16 protein-coding genes are annotated in these 16,264 nt (G+C 59.7%); 8 read left to right on the forward strand and 8 right to left on the reverse strand.

Going from position 1 to position 16,264, the window contains the following annotated elements; all coding sequences use genetic code 11:
* Positions 1-109 precede the first annotated feature (109 nt).
* Positions 110-1,042: a D-2-hydroxyacid dehydrogenase gene (locus AC1RL4_RS17945; protein WP_019580823.1), complete on the forward strand. Its 933-nt coding sequence runs from the start codon at positions 110-112 to the stop codon at positions 1,040-1,042.
* Positions 1,043-1,178: 136 nt separating this feature from the next.
* On the opposite strand, the gene AC1RL4_RS17950 is transcribed toward AC1RL4_RS17945, so the two are convergent.
* Positions 1,179-1,772, reverse strand: a complete 594-nt coding sequence (locus AC1RL4_RS17950; protein WP_007942200.1) for a nitroreductase family protein — start codon at positions 1,770-1,772, stop codon at positions 1,179-1,181.
* Positions 1,773-2,049: 277 nt separating this feature from the next.
* On the opposite strand from AC1RL4_RS17950, the gene AC1RL4_RS17955 reads away from it, so the two are divergent.
* Positions 2,050-2,499, forward strand: a complete 450-nt coding sequence (locus tag AC1RL4_RS17955; protein WP_007942199.1) for a YcgN family cysteine cluster protein — start codon at positions 2,050-2,052, stop codon at positions 2,497-2,499.
* Positions 2,500-2,658: 159 nt separating this feature from the next.
* Positions 2,659-3,888, forward strand: coding sequence for a hypothetical protein (locus AC1RL4_RS17960; RefSeq protein WP_019580821.1), 1,230 nt, complete (start codon positions 2,659-2,661; stop codon positions 3,886-3,888).
* Positions 3,889-3,995: 107 nt separating this feature from the next.
* Here AC1RL4_RS17960 and AC1RL4_RS17965 read toward each other — a convergent pair whose 3' ends face one another.
* The 4 genes from AC1RL4_RS17965 to AC1RL4_RS17980 all read right to left on the reverse strand — a co-directional run bounded on the left by AC1RL4_RS17965 (position 3,996) and on the right by AC1RL4_RS17980 (position 6,249).
* Positions 3,996-4,373, reverse strand: a complete 378-nt coding sequence (locus tag AC1RL4_RS17965; protein ID WP_019580820.1) for a YgaP family membrane protein — start codon at positions 4,371-4,373, stop codon at positions 3,996-3,998.
* A gap of 80 nt (positions 4,374-4,453) precedes the next feature.
* Entirely contained in the window at positions 4,454-4,924 is a 471-nt protein-coding gene (locus AC1RL4_RS17970; RefSeq protein ID WP_007942196.1) for an RNA methyltransferase, read from the reverse strand.
* Positions 4,925-5,138: 214 nt separating this feature from the next.
* Positions 5,139-5,513, reverse strand: coding sequence for a YajD family HNH nuclease (locus tag AC1RL4_RS17975; protein WP_007942195.1), 375 nt, complete (start codon positions 5,511-5,513; stop codon positions 5,139-5,141).
* 49 nt (positions 5,514-5,562) lie between these two features.
* Positions 5,563-6,249 carry a spermidine synthase gene (locus tag AC1RL4_RS17980; protein ID WP_007898703.1) on the reverse strand — a complete coding sequence of 229 codons (687 nt, stop codon included), beginning with the start codon at positions 6,247-6,249 and terminating at the stop codon, positions 5,563-5,565.
* Positions 6,250-6,344: 95 nt separating this feature from the next.
* On the opposite strand from AC1RL4_RS17980, the gene AC1RL4_RS17985 reads away from it, so the two are divergent.
* Positions 6,345-6,629, forward strand: coding sequence for a hypothetical protein (locus tag AC1RL4_RS17985; RefSeq protein ID WP_019580818.1), 285 nt, complete (start codon positions 6,345-6,347; stop codon positions 6,627-6,629).
* Here the strand turns inward: AC1RL4_RS17985 and AC1RL4_RS17990 are convergent.
* Positions 6,626-7,093 carry a cyclic nucleotide-binding domain-containing protein gene (locus AC1RL4_RS17990; protein WP_019580817.1) on the reverse strand — a complete coding sequence of 156 codons (468 nt, stop codon included), beginning with the start codon at positions 7,091-7,093 and terminating at the stop codon, positions 6,626-6,628. The genes AC1RL4_RS17985 and AC1RL4_RS17990 overlap by 4 nt on opposite strands.
* Positions 7,094-7,214: 121 nt before the next feature.
* Entirely contained in the window at positions 7,215-9,269 is a 2,055-nt protein-coding gene (locus AC1RL4_RS17995) for a S9 family peptidase (protein ID WP_019580816.1), read from the reverse strand.
* A 1,159-nt stretch (positions 9,270-10,428) separates the two neighbouring features.
* On the opposite strand from AC1RL4_RS17995, the gene ltrA reads away from it, so the two are divergent.
* The 4 genes from ltrA (at position 10,429) to AC1RL4_RS18015 (ending at position 14,085) form a co-directional block, all read left to right on the forward strand.
* Positions 10,429-12,126: a group II intron reverse transcriptase/maturase gene (gene ltrA, locus AC1RL4_RS18000; protein ID WP_461771670.1), complete on the forward strand. Its 1,698-nt coding sequence runs from the start codon at positions 10,429-10,431 to the stop codon at positions 12,124-12,126.
* A gap of 95 nt (positions 12,127-12,221) precedes the next feature.
* Entirely contained in the window at positions 12,222-12,719 is a 498-nt protein-coding gene (locus AC1RL4_RS18005; RefSeq protein ID WP_096479669.1) for an MFS transporter, read from the forward strand.
* A gap of 32 nt (positions 12,720-12,751) precedes the next feature.
* A complete protein-coding gene (locus AC1RL4_RS18010) occupies positions 12,752-13,528 on the forward strand; it encodes a class II glutamine amidotransferase (protein ID WP_019580814.1) in 777 nt (258 codons plus the stop codon).
* Between the two features lie 14 nt (positions 13,529-13,542).
* Entirely contained in the window at positions 13,543-14,085 is a 543-nt protein-coding gene (locus AC1RL4_RS18015) for a DUF2937 family protein (RefSeq protein ID WP_096479670.1), read from the forward strand.
* Positions 14,086-14,148: 63 nt separating this feature from the next.
* On the opposite strand, the gene AC1RL4_RS18020 is transcribed toward AC1RL4_RS18015, so the two are convergent.
* The gene (locus AC1RL4_RS18020; protein WP_019580812.1) at positions 14,149-16,260 is read right to left on the reverse strand and encodes a TonB-dependent receptor; all 2,112 of its coding nucleotides are present in this window, start codon (positions 16,258-16,260) and stop codon (positions 14,149-14,151) included.
* Between the last annotated feature and the right edge of the window lie 4 nt (positions 16,261-16,264).

Raw genomic sequence — 16,264 nt, forward strand, 5'->3', positions numbered from 1 at the left:
GGCTCTGTTCAGAGCCTTATGAAACACTGGAATGATTTTGGCGATGGCCGTGACGATGGAGTGATCCTCCGTCGGCGGTCGTCTGCACTGTTTTTGAAAGGTTTGAAACATGCGCGTTCTGATTGCTGAACACGACCACCCTGTGTATGCCCAACTGTTGCGTCAGGCAGCGCCTGAACTGGAAGTATTGACCAGCGGCGACTCCGCCGAACTGGCCCGTCAGGCCGCCGACTGCCAAGTCTGGCTCGGTCAGCCGGACCTGCTGGCGACGCTGTTGCGTCAGGGCCACACGCCTGCATGGTTGCAGTCGACCTGGGCCGGTATCACGCCGCTGCTGGCCGATGGCTTGCCACGGCACTATCGGCTGACTCGCGCGGTCGGGATTTTTGGTCAGGTCATGGCTGAATACGTGCTGACTTACATGCTCGGCCACGAGCGCGAAGTGTTGGCGCGGCTGGTCAGCCAGGTCGAGCGCAAATGGGACAATCGCCAGGGTCAAAGCCTGGCTGGACGAAAGGTGCTGATTGTCGGCACCGGTGACATCGGTCAGACAGTGGCGCAGTTTCTGCTGCCGTTTGGCGTCGAGTTATACGGCATCGCCAGCACCGCCCGGGAGCAGGCGCCTTTTGTCGAAGTCGGCGCGCTGAGCGATTTGCCGCGCCTGGTCGGTGAGGTGGATTACGTGATCAATCTGCTGCCGAATACCCCCAATACGCACGACCTGTATGACGCTGCCCTGTTCAAGCAGTTCAAGGCAACCGGGTTGTTCATCAACGTCGGGCGCGGCGTTGCAGTGGTCGATGCGGATCTGGTGGAAGCCTTGAAGGAAGGGCATCTGGCCGGGGCTGTGATCGACGTCTGCCGTCAGGAACCACTGCCGCAACGTCATCCGTTCTGGACCGCGTGGGGACTGCTGCTGACCGGCCACAGCTCGGCACCGACTTCGCCACCTGCGATGGTGAAGCTGTTTGTCGAGAACCTGCGGGCGTATCAGGCGGGTGAAGCGTTGCGTGGGGAAGTGGATTTCGCGCGCGGGTATTGAGTTCACCCAGCTGATCGTTCCCACGCTCTGCGTGGGAATGCATCCCGTGACGCTCTGCGTCACATCCGAAGCGGAACGCGGAGCGTCCCTGGCGGCATTCCCACGCGGAGCGTGGGAATGATCAGGTCCGGCGCGTTTAGAGGGTGAAATTACCTTCAGCCGCCAACTCGCTCAGCGGACGACGCGGGCTTGGCTCTTCACGTGCTTGCAGGTACTCGGCCAGTGTCGCCTTGTCGCCCAGCTTGCCGATCGCCACGGCGGCGTGCAGCGCATAACCCTCAGGAATGTTCAGCTCCTTGCGGGTCAGCTCCTGATCGAAACCGGCCATGCCGTGGGTGTGCCAGCCGCTGATGCTCGCTTGCAGCGCCAGGTGGCCCCAGGCGGAACCGGTGTCGAAGGTGTGCCACAGCGCCGGGGTTTCTTCGCTGGCGCCAGGTGCGACGAAGGTGGTTTTCGAGATTACGATTACCAGCGCCGAGGCGTGCTGTGCCCAGCTGCGATTGAACTCGTTCAGCAGGCCCAGGTAGCGCTCCCAGTTCGGCGTGTCGCGACGCGCATAGAGAAACCGCCAAGGCTGCGAGTTGTACGCCGATGGCGCCCAGCGAGCGGCTTCGAAGAAGCTCAGCAGGGTCTCTTCGGGAATGGTTTCGCCGGTGAAGGCGCGGGGCGACCAGCGATCGGTGAACTGAGGGTGAATGGCGTAATCGGCAACGCGTGGATTAGCACTCATCAAGAGATTCCTTTACGTTTGAAAGTGGGGGTCGTCGTAAAAAACCGGCGGGTACAGTTGAGCTGAGCGCCAGGATTTCTTGAGCCAGCAGTTCACCTGAATGCAACGCGGTTGAGCGTTAATGGCACTTGGGTAGGGCTCCTTGCGACTGGCAAAGCTACTGGGTAGCGCAAAAACTGACAAGTGCCGTCGTACCGGCAGTCGCCAATGCTTGGCCCGCCGGTGCCTTGGCACTAGACTGGCGGCCTTTTCACCACCTGATGTTGATGCTTGAGCCATGGCCGCCAAAGTCGAACCGTTCTGGATACGCAAAACCCTCGATCAACTCGATCAAGAGGAATGGGAATCGCTGTGCGACGGCTGTGGCCTGTGCTGCCTGCAAAAGCTCGAGGATGAAGACGACAACGCCGTCTACTACACGCGCATCGCCTGCAAACTGTTGGACCTCAAAACCTGTCAGTGCACCGATTACCCCAACCGTCGCGACTTTGTCCCCGATTGCATCCAGCTTACGCCGGGCAAGGCCGATGAGTTCAAATGGTTGCCGCCGACCTGCGGTTATCGACTGGTCAGCGAAGGCAAGGACCTGCCGCTCTGGCATCACCTGGTGTGCGGTGATCGTGATGCGGTGCATCACGAACGTATTTCCCAGTCCGGGCGCATGCTCGCCGAAGGCAGCGTGGCCGAAGACGATTGGGAAGATCATCTGATTTTTCGCGCGGGTTAATTCCCGATGCCATTTAGTCTGTGGCGAGGGAGCTTGCTCCCGCTTGACCGGGCTGGCGCTCCAGTGCGCAGCACTCACAAAATCGGCGGTGATCACGAGAATTTTGGGCCGCTACGCAGCCCGGCGCGAGCAAGCTCGCTCGCCACAATAGGAGTGTGTATGGCGGTGGGAGTGCTGCGGGCGTTGGCTGTCGGTCTGCTGGCCTTGAGTTCGCCCGTGTGGGCGGCGAAGAAAGTCGATCTGGATTATCACGTGCGCCTGTTGCCGCAAAGCGATCAGGCCGAAGTGCGCCTGACCCTGGCCCAAGGCTCGGCGGTGCGCAGTCTGGATTTCGACTTGGGCGACGGCAGTCACTACAGCGATTTCAAGGCCGATGGCCAATGGCAGCTCACACCGGGCACGCAGGCCCGTGGTGTCTGGCGCCCGGCCGCCGACAAGGCCAGCCTGACCTACCGCGTGCGCATCAGCCACGGGCGCAAGAGCGGTAGCTTCGACACGCGCATGACACCAACGTGGGCGCTGATGCGTGGCGATGACCTGGTGCCCGCGGCCAAACTCGATCAGCAGGACGGTATCGAGTTGGTGTCACGCCTGGAATTCGAATTGCCCACCGGTTGGAAAAGCGTCGAAACCGGCTGGCCGCGGATTGGCAAAAACAAGTTCCGCATCGATAACGTCTCGCGTCTGTTCGACCGTCCCACTGGCTGGATGCTCGCCGGTAACCTCGGCAGCCGTCGCACTCGGTTGGGGGAAACCGAAGTCACCGTGGCCTCGCCCCAAGGCCAGGGGATGCGCCGCATGGATGTGCTGACGCTGCTGACGTTCGTGTGGCCGCAAGTGCAGGAAGTTTTTCCGCGTCACCCCAGCAAACTGCTGATCGTCGGCGCCAATGACCCGATGTGGCGTGGCAGCCTGGCCGCGCGGGAATCGATCTATCTCAATAGCCGCTTGCCGCTGGTCAGCGAAAGCGGCACCAGTGCCTTGATGCGTGAATTGGCTCAGGTGTTCGGGCGGATCAACGACAGCCAGCGCAGCGACTGGATCAGCGAAGGGTTTGCCGAGTATTACGCCATCGAACTGGTGCGCCGAGCGGGCGGCATGAGTGACGAGCGGTATGAGGGCTTGCAGAGCAAGTTGGCCAAGGCCAGCCAGAAGGTCACGACCTTGCGCGGGGAGCAGATCAACCCGGCGCAGGTGGCCAAAGCGGTGGTGTTGCTGCAGGAACTGGATCGCGAGATTCGCCTGAAGACCCGCAACAAGCGTTCGCTGGATGATGTATTGCGTGGGGCGATGCGTTTGGAGAGTGTCGATACCAAGGAGTTCATTCAGCTCAGTGAGAGCGTTATTGGCGAGTCTTCCAAGGTGCTTGATACCGGGTTGCTTCAGTAATACCGCGTTCGCGGGCAAGCCTCGCTCAGGTTGTGGCGATCGCGTTATTGGCCGTAGGAGCGAGGCTTGCCCGCGAAGAGGCCCTGAGTCTCACCGAAAATTCCGGATCAAACCCCGGCTTTCGGCGACTTCAAAGAATCATTCCCGGTCACGGTGGCGGTTTTGGTCGCCGCCTTGGCATTGGCCTTCAACCGACTCAACTCTTCCCCGGCACGCTCAATCCTGGCCCGAGCGTTAACCATGTCCTGACGGCTCTTTTCCAGAAAGCTTTTCGCCGAACTGTGCCCGGTAATACCCCGCGCCATCGCTACGCCGCCAATGGCCACTTGAAGCAACCCGAACACACCACCACGCCGCAGGCCTTTGCCGACCATCACCACACCGCCGGCCAGGGAACCGATGCGCTCCCAACCCTGGACGTTCTGCGCGGGCTGAGTCTGGAACGGGGTGGATTCGATGCGCTCTACGCGTTTGAGGTCGCTCATGATCTGTCTCCAGGCTTCAAGAATGGATAATTAAGCTGACTGTCGAGGCGGTCGGCTCGTTCCATCGGATGTGCGGTGATTCAGCGGAATTTCGGGCCCGATCGGGTGTTGTTGCCCTTGGCCATGCGGTCGTACAGCACCACGTTGACCGTGGCCGCCAGGTTCATGCAGCCGGTGGTCGGGATATAGACCACGTCTTCGCACCAGTCGCGGATCTCTTTATCCAGCGAACCGTCTTCGGGGCCGAAGATGTAGAGGGCGCGATCCGGGTGCGTGTATTCCGGCAGCGAGCGGGCGCCGTCGACCAGTTCCACCGCGACCGGTACACAGCCCAGCGGCAGGATTTTTTTCAGGTCATCGATGCCGATCAGCGGAATGTCGTAGTGGACTTTCTTGGTGTCGGTGACGAAGTCGGCGGCGCGCTCATAGCGCTTGCCGGTGTAAAACACCGACGCCACGCCATAGCAACCGGCGGCGCGCATCACCGAACCGACGTTCTCCGGTGATTTGGGGTTATACAAACCAATGCAGCTATACCGTTTGTCTGCCACGAGCGGGGTGCCTTCGGGAAAAAAGCGCGATTATACGGGGATTGGGGGAGGGGTGTTCAGTTTGGAGATTGGTGGTGTCAGGGATATAGCCTTCGCGGGCAAGTCGGATCGCCGCACCGCTCGCTCCTACGGATCAATGTCATACGCGGTAGTCGCGTAATCCTGTAGGAGCGAGGCTTGCCCGCGAAGAGGCCAGCATGGCTGGCGAAGATCTTCAGTCTTCTTTCTTCATCAGTCCGGCCAACGCCGCAAACGGGTTATGCGTCGCCTTGGCAATCTTTGGCGTACTCAGCGAGCCTTCGTCGAAATACTGCTGATCGGTATAACGCGAATGCTCGTTGTCATGGCAATACAGGCACAACAGTTCCCAGTTCGAACCGTCCTGCGGATTGTTGTCGTGGTTGTGGTCGCGGTGGTGCACGGTCAGTTCGCTCAGGCGTTTGCCGGAGAACTCACGGGCGCAGCGGCCGCACACGTGCGGGTACATCTTCAGGGCCTTGTCGCGGTAACCCATTTCCTTGTCGCGCTGGTTGTCGGCGAGGATGCGGTCCAACTTTGAGGTGTTGGTTGGAGGCGTTGACGAACTCATGGGTTCACCTTTGTAAAAGACTAATGACGGTTATGTGTTGAAGTTTAGCCTAGCCCTTGAGCTTCTCGGCAATCCAGATGGTGTGGCGGGTGCCTTTGTTGCCGTGGGCGAAGACCTGTACTTCTTCGGCCTTGAAGCCGGCTTTTTTCAGCTTGTCGGAAAACTGCCGGTCAGCGCTGGCCGACCACACCGCCAGCACGCCCTTGGGGCGCAGGGCCTTGGCGCAGGCGCTCAGGCCGCCGGCGGAGTAGAGCCAGCTGTTGGCCTTCTGGGTCAGGCCTTCGGGGCCGTTGTCGACGTCGAGCATGATTGCATCGAAACCCTGCGGCTCGGCTTGCAGCACCTTGGCCACGTCTTCCATGCGGATCACCGTACGCGGGTCGAGCAATGGGTTGCCGGCTTTTTCGCCCAACGGCCCACGGTTCCACTCCACCACGCCGGGCACCAGTTCGGCGACCACCACTTCAGCGGTCTTGCCCAAATGCTTGAGCGCCGAGGCGAGGGTGAAGCCCATGCCCAGGCCGCCGATCAATACCCGCGAATTCGGCCGGCCGGCGACCTTGCGGCAGGGGATTTCCGCCAGGGCATCTTCGGAGCCGTGCATGCGGGTATTCATCAACTGCCCGCCGTCGCCGCCCTGGATCTTGATGACGAAGTCCTCGCCGTATTCGAACAGGCACAGGGCACCGCCGTTTTCAGGAATGGGGGTGGTGTCGAGCAGAACGAAACGTTTCATGGGGCTCTCTTGGGGAGAAATGGACAGACGGAAGAAGGCAAACGAACGCGGTTGGGAGTAGCCTGCAAAAGACTACAAGGCCAACGGAGCCATTGATGAAGCGCACCATTCTAACGGCCATTGCCCTGGCCGCGCTCTCGATAACTGCAGTGCAGGCCCAGGAGCAGCAAACCATCCCCACCGGCCCCACGCCGATACCCGGTTCACCCGGCACTGCCACGCCGACGCCGTACCCGCAGATTACCCCGACCACTGTGCCCAAGACCGGCAACGGTGGGCCACCGTTGTTGCCGCCGATCGAAATGCCCAACCCGCCCAAGGACCAGACCTTGCCGGGCCTTGAGCCGAGCACGACCAAAATCAAAACGCCGGGCGGTTAATGCGAGAGCAGTTGTCCGTCGGCCATGCGCAAGCGTTTGGAGAGGGAGACGGCGAGGGCGCGGATGATCTTGGCGGCGATTTTCGGTGCCTCGTTGAGCATCTTTTCCAGGGAGTCCTTACCCAGGTTGAGCAACTGGCAGTTGCTCGCGGCCACACAACTGGCTGAGCGCCGTTCGCCGTCGAGCACGGCCATTTCGCCGAACGCCCGCCCGCTGCGCAAGGTGGCCATGGTCACCCGTTGCCCTTCGCTGTTGGTCTTTTGCACCGCGACCTGGCCGGTGTGGATGATGCACATGAAACTGCCGGCATCGCCCTCACGGAAAATCTCTTCGCCTTCGGCGATGGTGCTGATGCTGAAGTAACCTGAAGCCGCCACGAAGTCGGCCGGCAGCAGTTGATCGAACAGGCCGCAGTCCATCAGCCAGTCGCGAATTTCTTTGTTCAGTAAGGTCGGTTCTGACATGTCGTCACGGTCTTTTTCTTGTGGTCTTTTGCGGGGGCGGGCCTTCAGTCACCAATTATCCCCTGTGGGTTGTGTCGGGTCCGGCGTCTGGTGTTAAGACCGGGACGCCGGGCCAAGTTCCTCAGGCAATGCCCAAAACCTTCAAAACAAATGCGTATTCGAGGGCTACGTCACGTAATCCCTGGTAGCGACCGCTCATCCCGCCATGCCCGGCGCCCAATTCAGTCTTGAGCAGCAGGGGATTGGTGTCGGTTTTGGTCGCGCGCAATTTCGCCACCCACTTGGCCGCTTCCCAGTACTGCACGCGACTGTCGTTGTAGCCGGCGATCACCAGCGTTGCCGGATAGGCTTGCGCGGTGACGTTTTCATACGGTGCGTAGGCCTTGATCCGATCATAGACGTCTGGCTCTTGCGGGTTGCCCCATTCGTCGTATTCGGTGACGGTCAGCGGCAACTCCGGGTCGAGCATGGTGTTGAGCACGTCGACGAACGGCACTTCGGCTATTGCCGCGCCGAACAGCTCCGGCCGCTGATTGAGCACCGCGCCGATCAGCAGGCCACCGGCGCTGCCGCCACTGATTGCCAGCTGCGATGAGGTGGTGAAGCCGTTGGCGATCAGGTGTTCGGCGCAGGCGATGAAGTCGCTGAAGGTGTTGTGCTTCTGCTCCTGCTTGCCGGCGCGATACCAGGCTTCGCCCAATTCACCGCCGCCGCGAACATGCGCGATGGCAAACGCCATCCCGCGATCCAGCAGGCTCAGGCGGGCGTGGGAGAACCACGGGTCGAGGCTTTCGCCGTAAGCGCCATATCCGTACAGATAAAGTGGCGTCGGCTTACCGAGGAATTCGCGTTTGACCACCAGGCTGATCGGCACTTGCGTACCGTCCGGGGCCGTGGCCCAAAGCCGCTGGCTGACGTACGCGTCGGCGTCGAACGGGCCGAGCACTGGGGTTTCCTTGAGGACTTTCTGCTCGCCGGTGGCCAGGATCAGTTGGCGGATTTGCGCCGGACGGTTCAAGGCCTCGTAGCGCAGACGGATTCTGTCGCTGATAAATTCCAGGCTGTTCTGCACATGCAGGCTGTAAGCCGCATCCGGTAATTGCACGCGATACGGCACCAAGTCCCGTGGGTAGACTTCGATGATCGGCAGGCCTCCTTCACGCAGGCTCAAGGTCATGGCCTCGGCGTTCAGGCTCATGCCATCGATCATCACCGTGTCGCTATGGGGAATCAGGTTCTGCCAGTCGGCTTCGGTCGGCGCGACGCCGGTGTCGGCGGCCTGGTACAGGGCGAAGTTGATGCCGTCACGGTTGGTGCGGATCAACCACGTCCACTCGCCATCGAGTTTGCCGTGATCGACGTCGTATTCATGGTCTTCGACCCGCGGCGCCAGGCAGGTAAAGGCCTGGTGCGGCAGCGAGGCGTCGAGCGCCCAGACTTCGCTGGTGGTCTTGCTGCCCAGCGACAGCAGCAATTGCCGTTCGGAACTTGAGCGGTAGCAATGCAGGAAGAATCGGCCGTCTGGTTCATGGAACACTTCTTCGGCGGCGGTGCCGTCCAGCCGATAGCGGAACAGTTTGTGAGGGCGGTGGGTGTCGTCGAGTTCACCGAAGAACAGCGTCAGGCTGTCATTGGCCCAGGTCATGCTGCCGTCGCAGTCCTGGAATTCCAGTTCGCTGACGCGGCCGCTGGACAATTCCTTCACGAACAGCGTGTAAACCTCCTCGCCACTGGAATCGATGCTGTAGGCCAGGCGCTGGTGGTCCGGGCTGACGCTGAACGCACCCAGGGAAAAGAAACCGCCCTTGGCCAGCACGTTCGGATCGAGCAGCAGGAGTTCCTGGCTTTCGTCGATGCGCAGGCTGCCATCGGTCGGACGTGGGCAGCGGTAATGACGGGCGTATTCGTCGCCGGCCGTGGTGCGGGTGTAATACAGGTACGGGCCCCAGGGCGAGGGCAGCGACAGATCGGTTTCGAGAATCCGCCCCTTGATCTCTTCGAACAGGGTTTCGCGCAGCCCGGCCTGATCGGCGGTTTGCGCCTCCTGATAGCGGTTTTCGGCTTTCAAGTAATCGAGCACTGCGTCGGTGTCGCGCTCCTGCAGCCAGGCATACGGGTCATCGCCGTCGGCCTTGTGGGCAATGGGCGCGTCGGAAACGTTGGCGGATAGGGGCATGAAGAGCTCTCGAACGTTGTACGAAATTGGGGGATCGCAGACGGCGGGGCAGCCTGAAGTGCGAAAAGTCGTTACTATAAGCGCCTCTGTGCGACACGCGTAGCGTGTCTCCAAGACTTCGAGGTGTAGAGTCATCTTGAAGGGCTTCCGAAAGGAAGCCAAGAGCTTGGGTACCCAACCCCAAGAAACAAAACCCTCCCAGAAGTCCAATGCCTTCAAGGACTTGCCGCAGCGGCGGTGGCAAACTCAAGGTCGATTAGCGCTCGGTGGCTCGACCGCAGTACTGGATTTTCCGGTATTGGAGTGCCTACTACACATCAGCCCTATTCAGGGCTAAACCCATGCGGGAGAGAATCCCCGCTGGGGTTCCCTCCTGCTTTTGAAACAGGAGGTAACAATTCTTTGGACATGCTGCTTCGGCAGTCCCTGTTCACATCAAACCGGAGACATGAGCGAAAGCTCTGTCTGTCATTGTCCAGCCATTGCCTGTTCGGAGTGGCAGCGGACTCGTTGTGCGACCAACGATAGCCTAGGAAGACATGCGTCACTGGTAACGGTGAGGTGTGAAGCTCTTCTCACAATGTAGTCCCCGTCCAGGGTGTGCTTTTGCCGCGAGGCAAAGCATAGATGCTCGGAGCAGTGCCGGGTTGAGACGCTAGGCTGGTTGGCATGGGTAACGTAAGTGAACTGCTGATAAACGCCGTGATTATAAACAAGCCAAAACTGCTGTCAGGCTTGAGCCAAAAGGCACGTGGTCGGATACCTCTGTAGAGGCTTGAGGTACGTCGTCATAGGACCATCGGTGAAAAGGCAGACCCTAAACCAATCGTGTGACAGGCAGGGAACGTGGTAAGCCCGTATGGCTGCCCTTCGGGCAGGTGAACCGTAAGGTGAACTGTTGGCTGTGCGGGTATGGGATCGCAGAGAAAGCGAAAGCCGGGCTGTAATGGCTCGGATAGGGGTTGGGACATTACCCCACGGGAAACCGGGCAGACTTCTGCGTGGTCTTTCGTCGCATGAACTCTGAGTAAACCTGTCTCAATGAACGTAGAGGTCCAGCTGTAACGGACCTTTTATTAATCTAGCCCTGACGGGAGCGTCCATTCCCGTCAGGGGATGCGTACGTCTTTCGCTTGGGGAAACTTGAGAGGAAGGCAGCATGTTAGAACATAGCCAAATGGCCGTGTCTGCGTCTTCCGGCGCTCCGCAGCACTGGCATGACATCGATTGGTGGCGTGTCCAGCGGAATGTCCGGGCGATGCAGATACGGATTGCGAAGGCTTGTCGGGAAGGCAACTGGCGCAGGGTGAAAACCCTGCAGCGGATGCTGACCCGCTCTCGCTCGGCCAGATACTTGGCCGTACGGCGAGTCACTGAAAACCAGGGTAAGCGCACGGCGGGAGTCGACCGCGTGCTCTGGGATACACCCGATGCCAAATGGAAGGCGGCAAATGGGTTGAAACGCCATGGATATAAGCCGCGGCCTTTACGACGTGTGTTTATTCCGAAGTCAAATGGAAAGGAGCGTCCTCTGGGCATTCCAACCATGACGGACAGGGCTATGCAGGCGCTGTATCTGCTGGCTCTGGCGCCTATTGCAGAAACCACGGGTGATCCAAATAGCTACGGCTTCAGGATCGAACGCTCTACTGCGGATGCGATGGGGCAGCTGTTCGTTTGCCTATCCAAGAAGGTTTCGGCCCAATGGGTTTTGGAGGCGGACATCAAAGGCTGTTTTGACCATATCAATCATGACTGGCTAATCGCCAACGTCCCAACGGACAAAGTGGTTCTCCGGAAATGGTTGAAAGCTGGTGTGATTCATAAAGGCCAGCTACAGGCAACGGATGCCGGTACGCCACAGGGCGGGATTATCTCGCCCACCTTGGCAAATTTGGTGCTGGATGGGCTGGAGTCACAACTCAAGCTGTACTGGGGGGTGACAAAGGCCAAGAAGCTGAAAATCAATGTGGTGCGTTATGCGGATGACTTTGTGATAACTGGAACCTCGCGAGAGGTGCTGGAAACTGAAGTCAGACCTTGGGTAGAGCAATTCCTCGCGACGCGTGGATTGCAGTTGTCACCCGAGAAAACCCATGTCATCCATATAGAAGAAGGCTTCGACTTCCTTGGTTGGAATTTCCGCAAGTTCGATGGGAAGCTTCTGATCAAACCGAGCAAGAAGAACGTCAAGGCGTTTTACTGCAAAGTGAAGGAGGTCATCAGCACCAACAAGACGGTGACGCAGGACTATCTGATAGGGCTGCTTAATCCGATCTTGAAAGGCTGGGCGTTGTATCACCAGCCAGTAGTCGCCAAGCAGGCGTATAGCCGCATGGATAACCAAATATTCCACGCTTTATGGCGTTGGGCAAAACGGCGGCACCCTAACAAATCGCTGGAGTGGATCAGGAAGAAGTATTTCCAAAGTCACGAAAGTAAAAACTGGGTGTTCTCCACCGTTGTGCTGGAAGAAAGCGGGACAAAACGGACGATCGCGTTGTATTCGCTAGCGGATACGCCGATTGAGAGGCACAAGAAGGTGAGTGGGGAGTACAACCCCTTCGATCCTTCAATGGAAGAAATGGGTGAGAAGCTGCGTATGGCGCGGATGCTGAACAAGCTGAAGTACCGCAAGCAGATTTTGAGCCTATTCCAGAGCCAAAAAGGAGTGTGTCTGCTGTGCAAGGAACCGATTAACAAGGAGACGGGATGGCATGACCATCACATCGTTCATCGCTCCCAAGGCGGTGGAGACACCTTGGATAACCGAGTACTATTGCATCCTGTTTGTCACCAACAGCTTCATAGCCGTGGATTGACAGTGAACAAGCCGGCTCCGCGAGGAGCTTACTAAAGACTTGAGCCGTATGCGCTGAAAGGCGCACGTACGGTTCTTAGGGGGAGGCAGGCCAGTAATGGTCTGTCTCCACCCGACTTGCCTGCCTTGCCATGGACACCATGACCGAGAACGACTATCTGATCGCTTGGGGCCTCTACGCCTTTGCCGCTTTAGGCTGCCTGTTGGTGTGGATGCGCATCACCCGCTGGATGTGGCGCTGGCTGCGTGAGCCGCTGCGGCTGCTGATGGCGGTGTTGCTGTTTAGCCCGACCATCATCGACCCGGTGAAGGAAAAGGTTGCCCCAGCCATTGCCATTACTGCACTGGATCTACTGTTCAAGGTCGGCAACAACGCCTGGCGGGCGATTTCCGATCTGTTCATGTACGGCATGATTGCCTTCGGCCTTTACCTGGTGCTCGTGGCGATCCGTTTCCCGATCGAGCGCGCATCCAAGGCTCGCAAGGAGCGGGCGGAGGCCGCCAAGGCTGCGGCGCGGACCGACGAGCCTGAAGGCGATCAACCGTTTGGCGGTGCCGGTGATGATCGTTACGGCCGGCCACCGGTACCGAGCAACCCGCAGCGTTTGCGGGTTGAACCGCGTCTGTAACAGTGCCCCTGCCTTTCATCGAGAGTCCGAGCATGTGTGAGTTATTGGGCATGAGCGCCAATGTCCCGACCGATATCGTGTTCAGCTTCACCGGGCTGATGCAGCGCGGCGGCCGCACCGGACCGCACCGTGACGGTTGGGGCATCGCTTTCTATGAAGGCCGTGGCCTGCGGTTGTTCCAGGACCCGGCGGCGAGCAGCGAGTCGGAAGTGGCGAACCTGGTGCAGCGCTATCCGATCAAGAGCGAAGTGGTAATCGGCCACATCCGTCAGGCCAATGTCGGCAAGGTCTGCCTGTCCAACACCCACCCGTTTGTGCGCGAGTTGTGGGGTCGCAACTGGTGTTTCGCCCACAATGGCCAGTTGGCCGACTTCAACCCGACCGCCAGTTTCTACCGCCCCGTCGGCGATACCGACAGCGAAGCGGCATTCTGCGATTTGCTCAACCGGGTGCGTGCTGCGTTCCCCGAGCCGGTGGACATCGAAGAACTGCTGCCAGACCTGGTGGCCGCTTGCGCCGAGTACCGCAGCAAAGGCGTGTTCAACTGCTTGCTCAGCGATGGCGACTGGTTGTTCTGCTACTGCTCGACCAAGCTGGCGCAGATCACCCGTCGTGCCCCGTTCGGCCCGGCACGCTTGAAGGATGTCGATGTGATCGTCGACTTCCAGGCCGAAACCACGCCCAACGACGTGGTCACGGTGATCGCCACCGAACCCTTGACCGAAAACGAAACCTGGACCCGCTACGAACCGGGCCAATGGAGCCTCTGGCGACGCGGTGAATGCGTCAGCCAGGGCAAGACCGAATAAGGATCTCCCCCCCCATGTTGCTCAGTTATCTACGGCTGGTGTTGTTTGCGGCAGGCCTGTTGATCGGTGTCCAGGTGCCTGGGTTCATCAGCGACTATGCCAAGCGGGTCGAGGCGCATCTGATCGAGGCGCAGACCGGTTTGAGCGGTTTTCAGGGCACTGCCAATCAGTTTTTCAAGGGCGATATGCAGGCGCTGGTGGCCCATTACCGTGCCAGCGAAGACCCGATCTTTCGCAGCGATGCCGACAGCCTGAGCACCTTGCTCACCCGTCAATTGGCTTTGGACAAGCAATTCCAGGCCATGCAGGGCCCGTGGTACATCCGCTTCCTGCAAGTGGTGCTGGCGGCCGACCCGGATATTCGCAAGGAAACCTGGAACGGCTACAGCTACCAGATCCTGCTGACGCCTGAAGCGATGATCTGGGGCATGAGCGGCGCGTTGCTGCTGTCGTTCGGCATTGAATGCCTGTTCCGGTTGATCGACTGGGTGGTGCTGGGCGGCAAGCGCCTGCGTCAGAGCCGGCCGATCGAAGAGCGGGATTTGCGCGGGTTGTAACACTGGAGCCGACTTGCCGGCGATTGCCGCGAGATCGCATCGCTGGCAAGCCGGCTCCGGTTTTTACCAATCGATCGAGTAGCTCATGCTCAGCGTGCGGCCTTCAGCGTTGGCATACGGCGCTCTGGCGTTGGCCTGGGTGAACAGGTTCTGGTACGTGCGGTTGGTCAGGTTGTACACGCCGCCTTCAAGACGACCGACCGGCAGTTGCACGGAGCCGAGCAGGTCCACCAGCGTATAGCCTTCGATGTCGCGTCCATTGTTGTCCTTGGCGGCGGCATCGTAATTGGCCAAACGCATGCCTTGCAGGCGCAGGCTGTAATCGTCTTCGGTGTAGCCGACGAACAATGTGGTCTTGGCAGGTGAGATGCGCGTGGCCGGCAGATCGATCCATTTGCCGTTCTGCTCGGTCTCGCCTTTGGCCCAGGCATAAGTGCCACCCACCGACCAGTGATCGGTCGCGCGGTAGGTCAGGCTGTTTTCGATGCCGCGAACTCGCTCTTTCTGATTGATCAGACGCAATACGCGATCATTGGCATCGTAGAACTGGGTCACGTCTGAGGTGTTTTCGTACACGGTGACGTCGGCTTGCCACTGGTCCCAGTTGCCACGCCAGCCCAACTCGTAACTGTCGACCTTGATGGCCTGGGCGTTAAGACTCTGGATATCGAAGGTGCTGCTGACGTCACGCATGAAGCGCTGGATATCCGGCAGCGAAAATCCCTGGCTGTAATTGGCGAAGACGTCCTGGTTTTCACTCAGGTGGTAGACCGCCCCCAGGTTGTACAGCGTGGCGTCGTATTTGAGGGTGTCGCCGGGTAGCGTTGCGCGTATGCCGGTCTGGACGATCTGACCGTAGGCGATGCTGTCGGAGACGTCGCTTTCGATCCATTCGCGGCGTACACCGCCACGCAAGGTCCAGTCACCGATGTCCCAGGACATCTGCCCGAACAGCGATTTGGTGGTGGTTTCGATGTCCGGGCCCAGCTCGTAGGTGGTGCCGGTCTTGGTATAGGTCAGGCCCTTCAGCGTGTATTGATCACCTCGTTGACGGGAGCGCTCATTGTCATAGTCAGCCCCCCAGACCAGATTGCCCGTGGCGCTCCCGATCGATGGCAGCGGCGTGTCGATGGCCGCGCGCAGGCCGTAGACGTCCTGCACACTGTTGTTGTCGGAGATCCCGGCCTTGCCCCGCGACAGGTCCGGAAAGAACAGTGCATCGGCGCGGCGCCAGTAGCTTTCCAGTTGCAGGCCCTGACCGTAGAAGTCCTTGTCGGTGTAGTTGAGGTTGACCGCCTGGTTATGGGTATAGGGTTGGTCGTCGAGTTTCAGACCTTTGACTGCCACCGCTTGCTGCGAGTTTTTCGGGTCTTTGGTGTAGCCGGTGTCCTGCTGGTCCTTGTAGTCCTGCAGCGACAGGCTGAGTTTCTTGTCGGCATCCAGCTCATAACCGAAACGACCTTGCAGGTCATAGGTTTCGGTATCCATGTTGCTGCCCTGGGAGGTGTCCTGGGGGATGCGGTTGCCGTTGCCATCGAACTGATCGTTGCGCTGGGTCAGGTCGGCAGACACATACCAGTCCAACGCATCCTTGCGCCCGGTGGCACTCTGGAAAGCTTCGTAGGCGAAGCCTTTTCTGTTGAGGTTGTTACCGCTGGTCAGGCCCAGTTTGCTGCTGTAGGCAATGTCCTGGCCCTGATTGCGCTTGGTGATGATGTTGATGATGCCGCCTGAAGCTCCGGCACCGTAAATGCTGCTGGCGCCGGAGATCACTTCGATGCGTTCGATGCTGGCCGGGGCGATGCTGTTGAGCTGGCGGAAGTTGTCGCGCGTGGCGTTCTGCGATACGCCGTCGATCAACACCAGCATGTTGCGCCCGCGCAGCGTCTGGCCGAAGTTACTCATCCCGCCGCTGGATGGCGCAATACCTGGGACCAGTTGCCCGAGGATGTCGGAGACCCGGCGACCCGCACCACTCTGCTCACGGACTTGCTGCTCGTCGATCACCTGGACCGAGCCCGGAATCGAAGCAATGCTCGCTTCGCTGCGAGTCGCGGAGACGACGGTGGCTTGCATGTTCAATGTACCGGGCTGCTGCTCGGTGTCCTCGGCCCAGGCCTGGGCGCTGAAGGTGCCAAGTAGCGGGATCAGCAGGGAGAGTTTGGTTCGGGTCATGACG

This window comes from Pseudomonas sp. GW822-FHT07A10 (genome assembly GCF_058798795.1).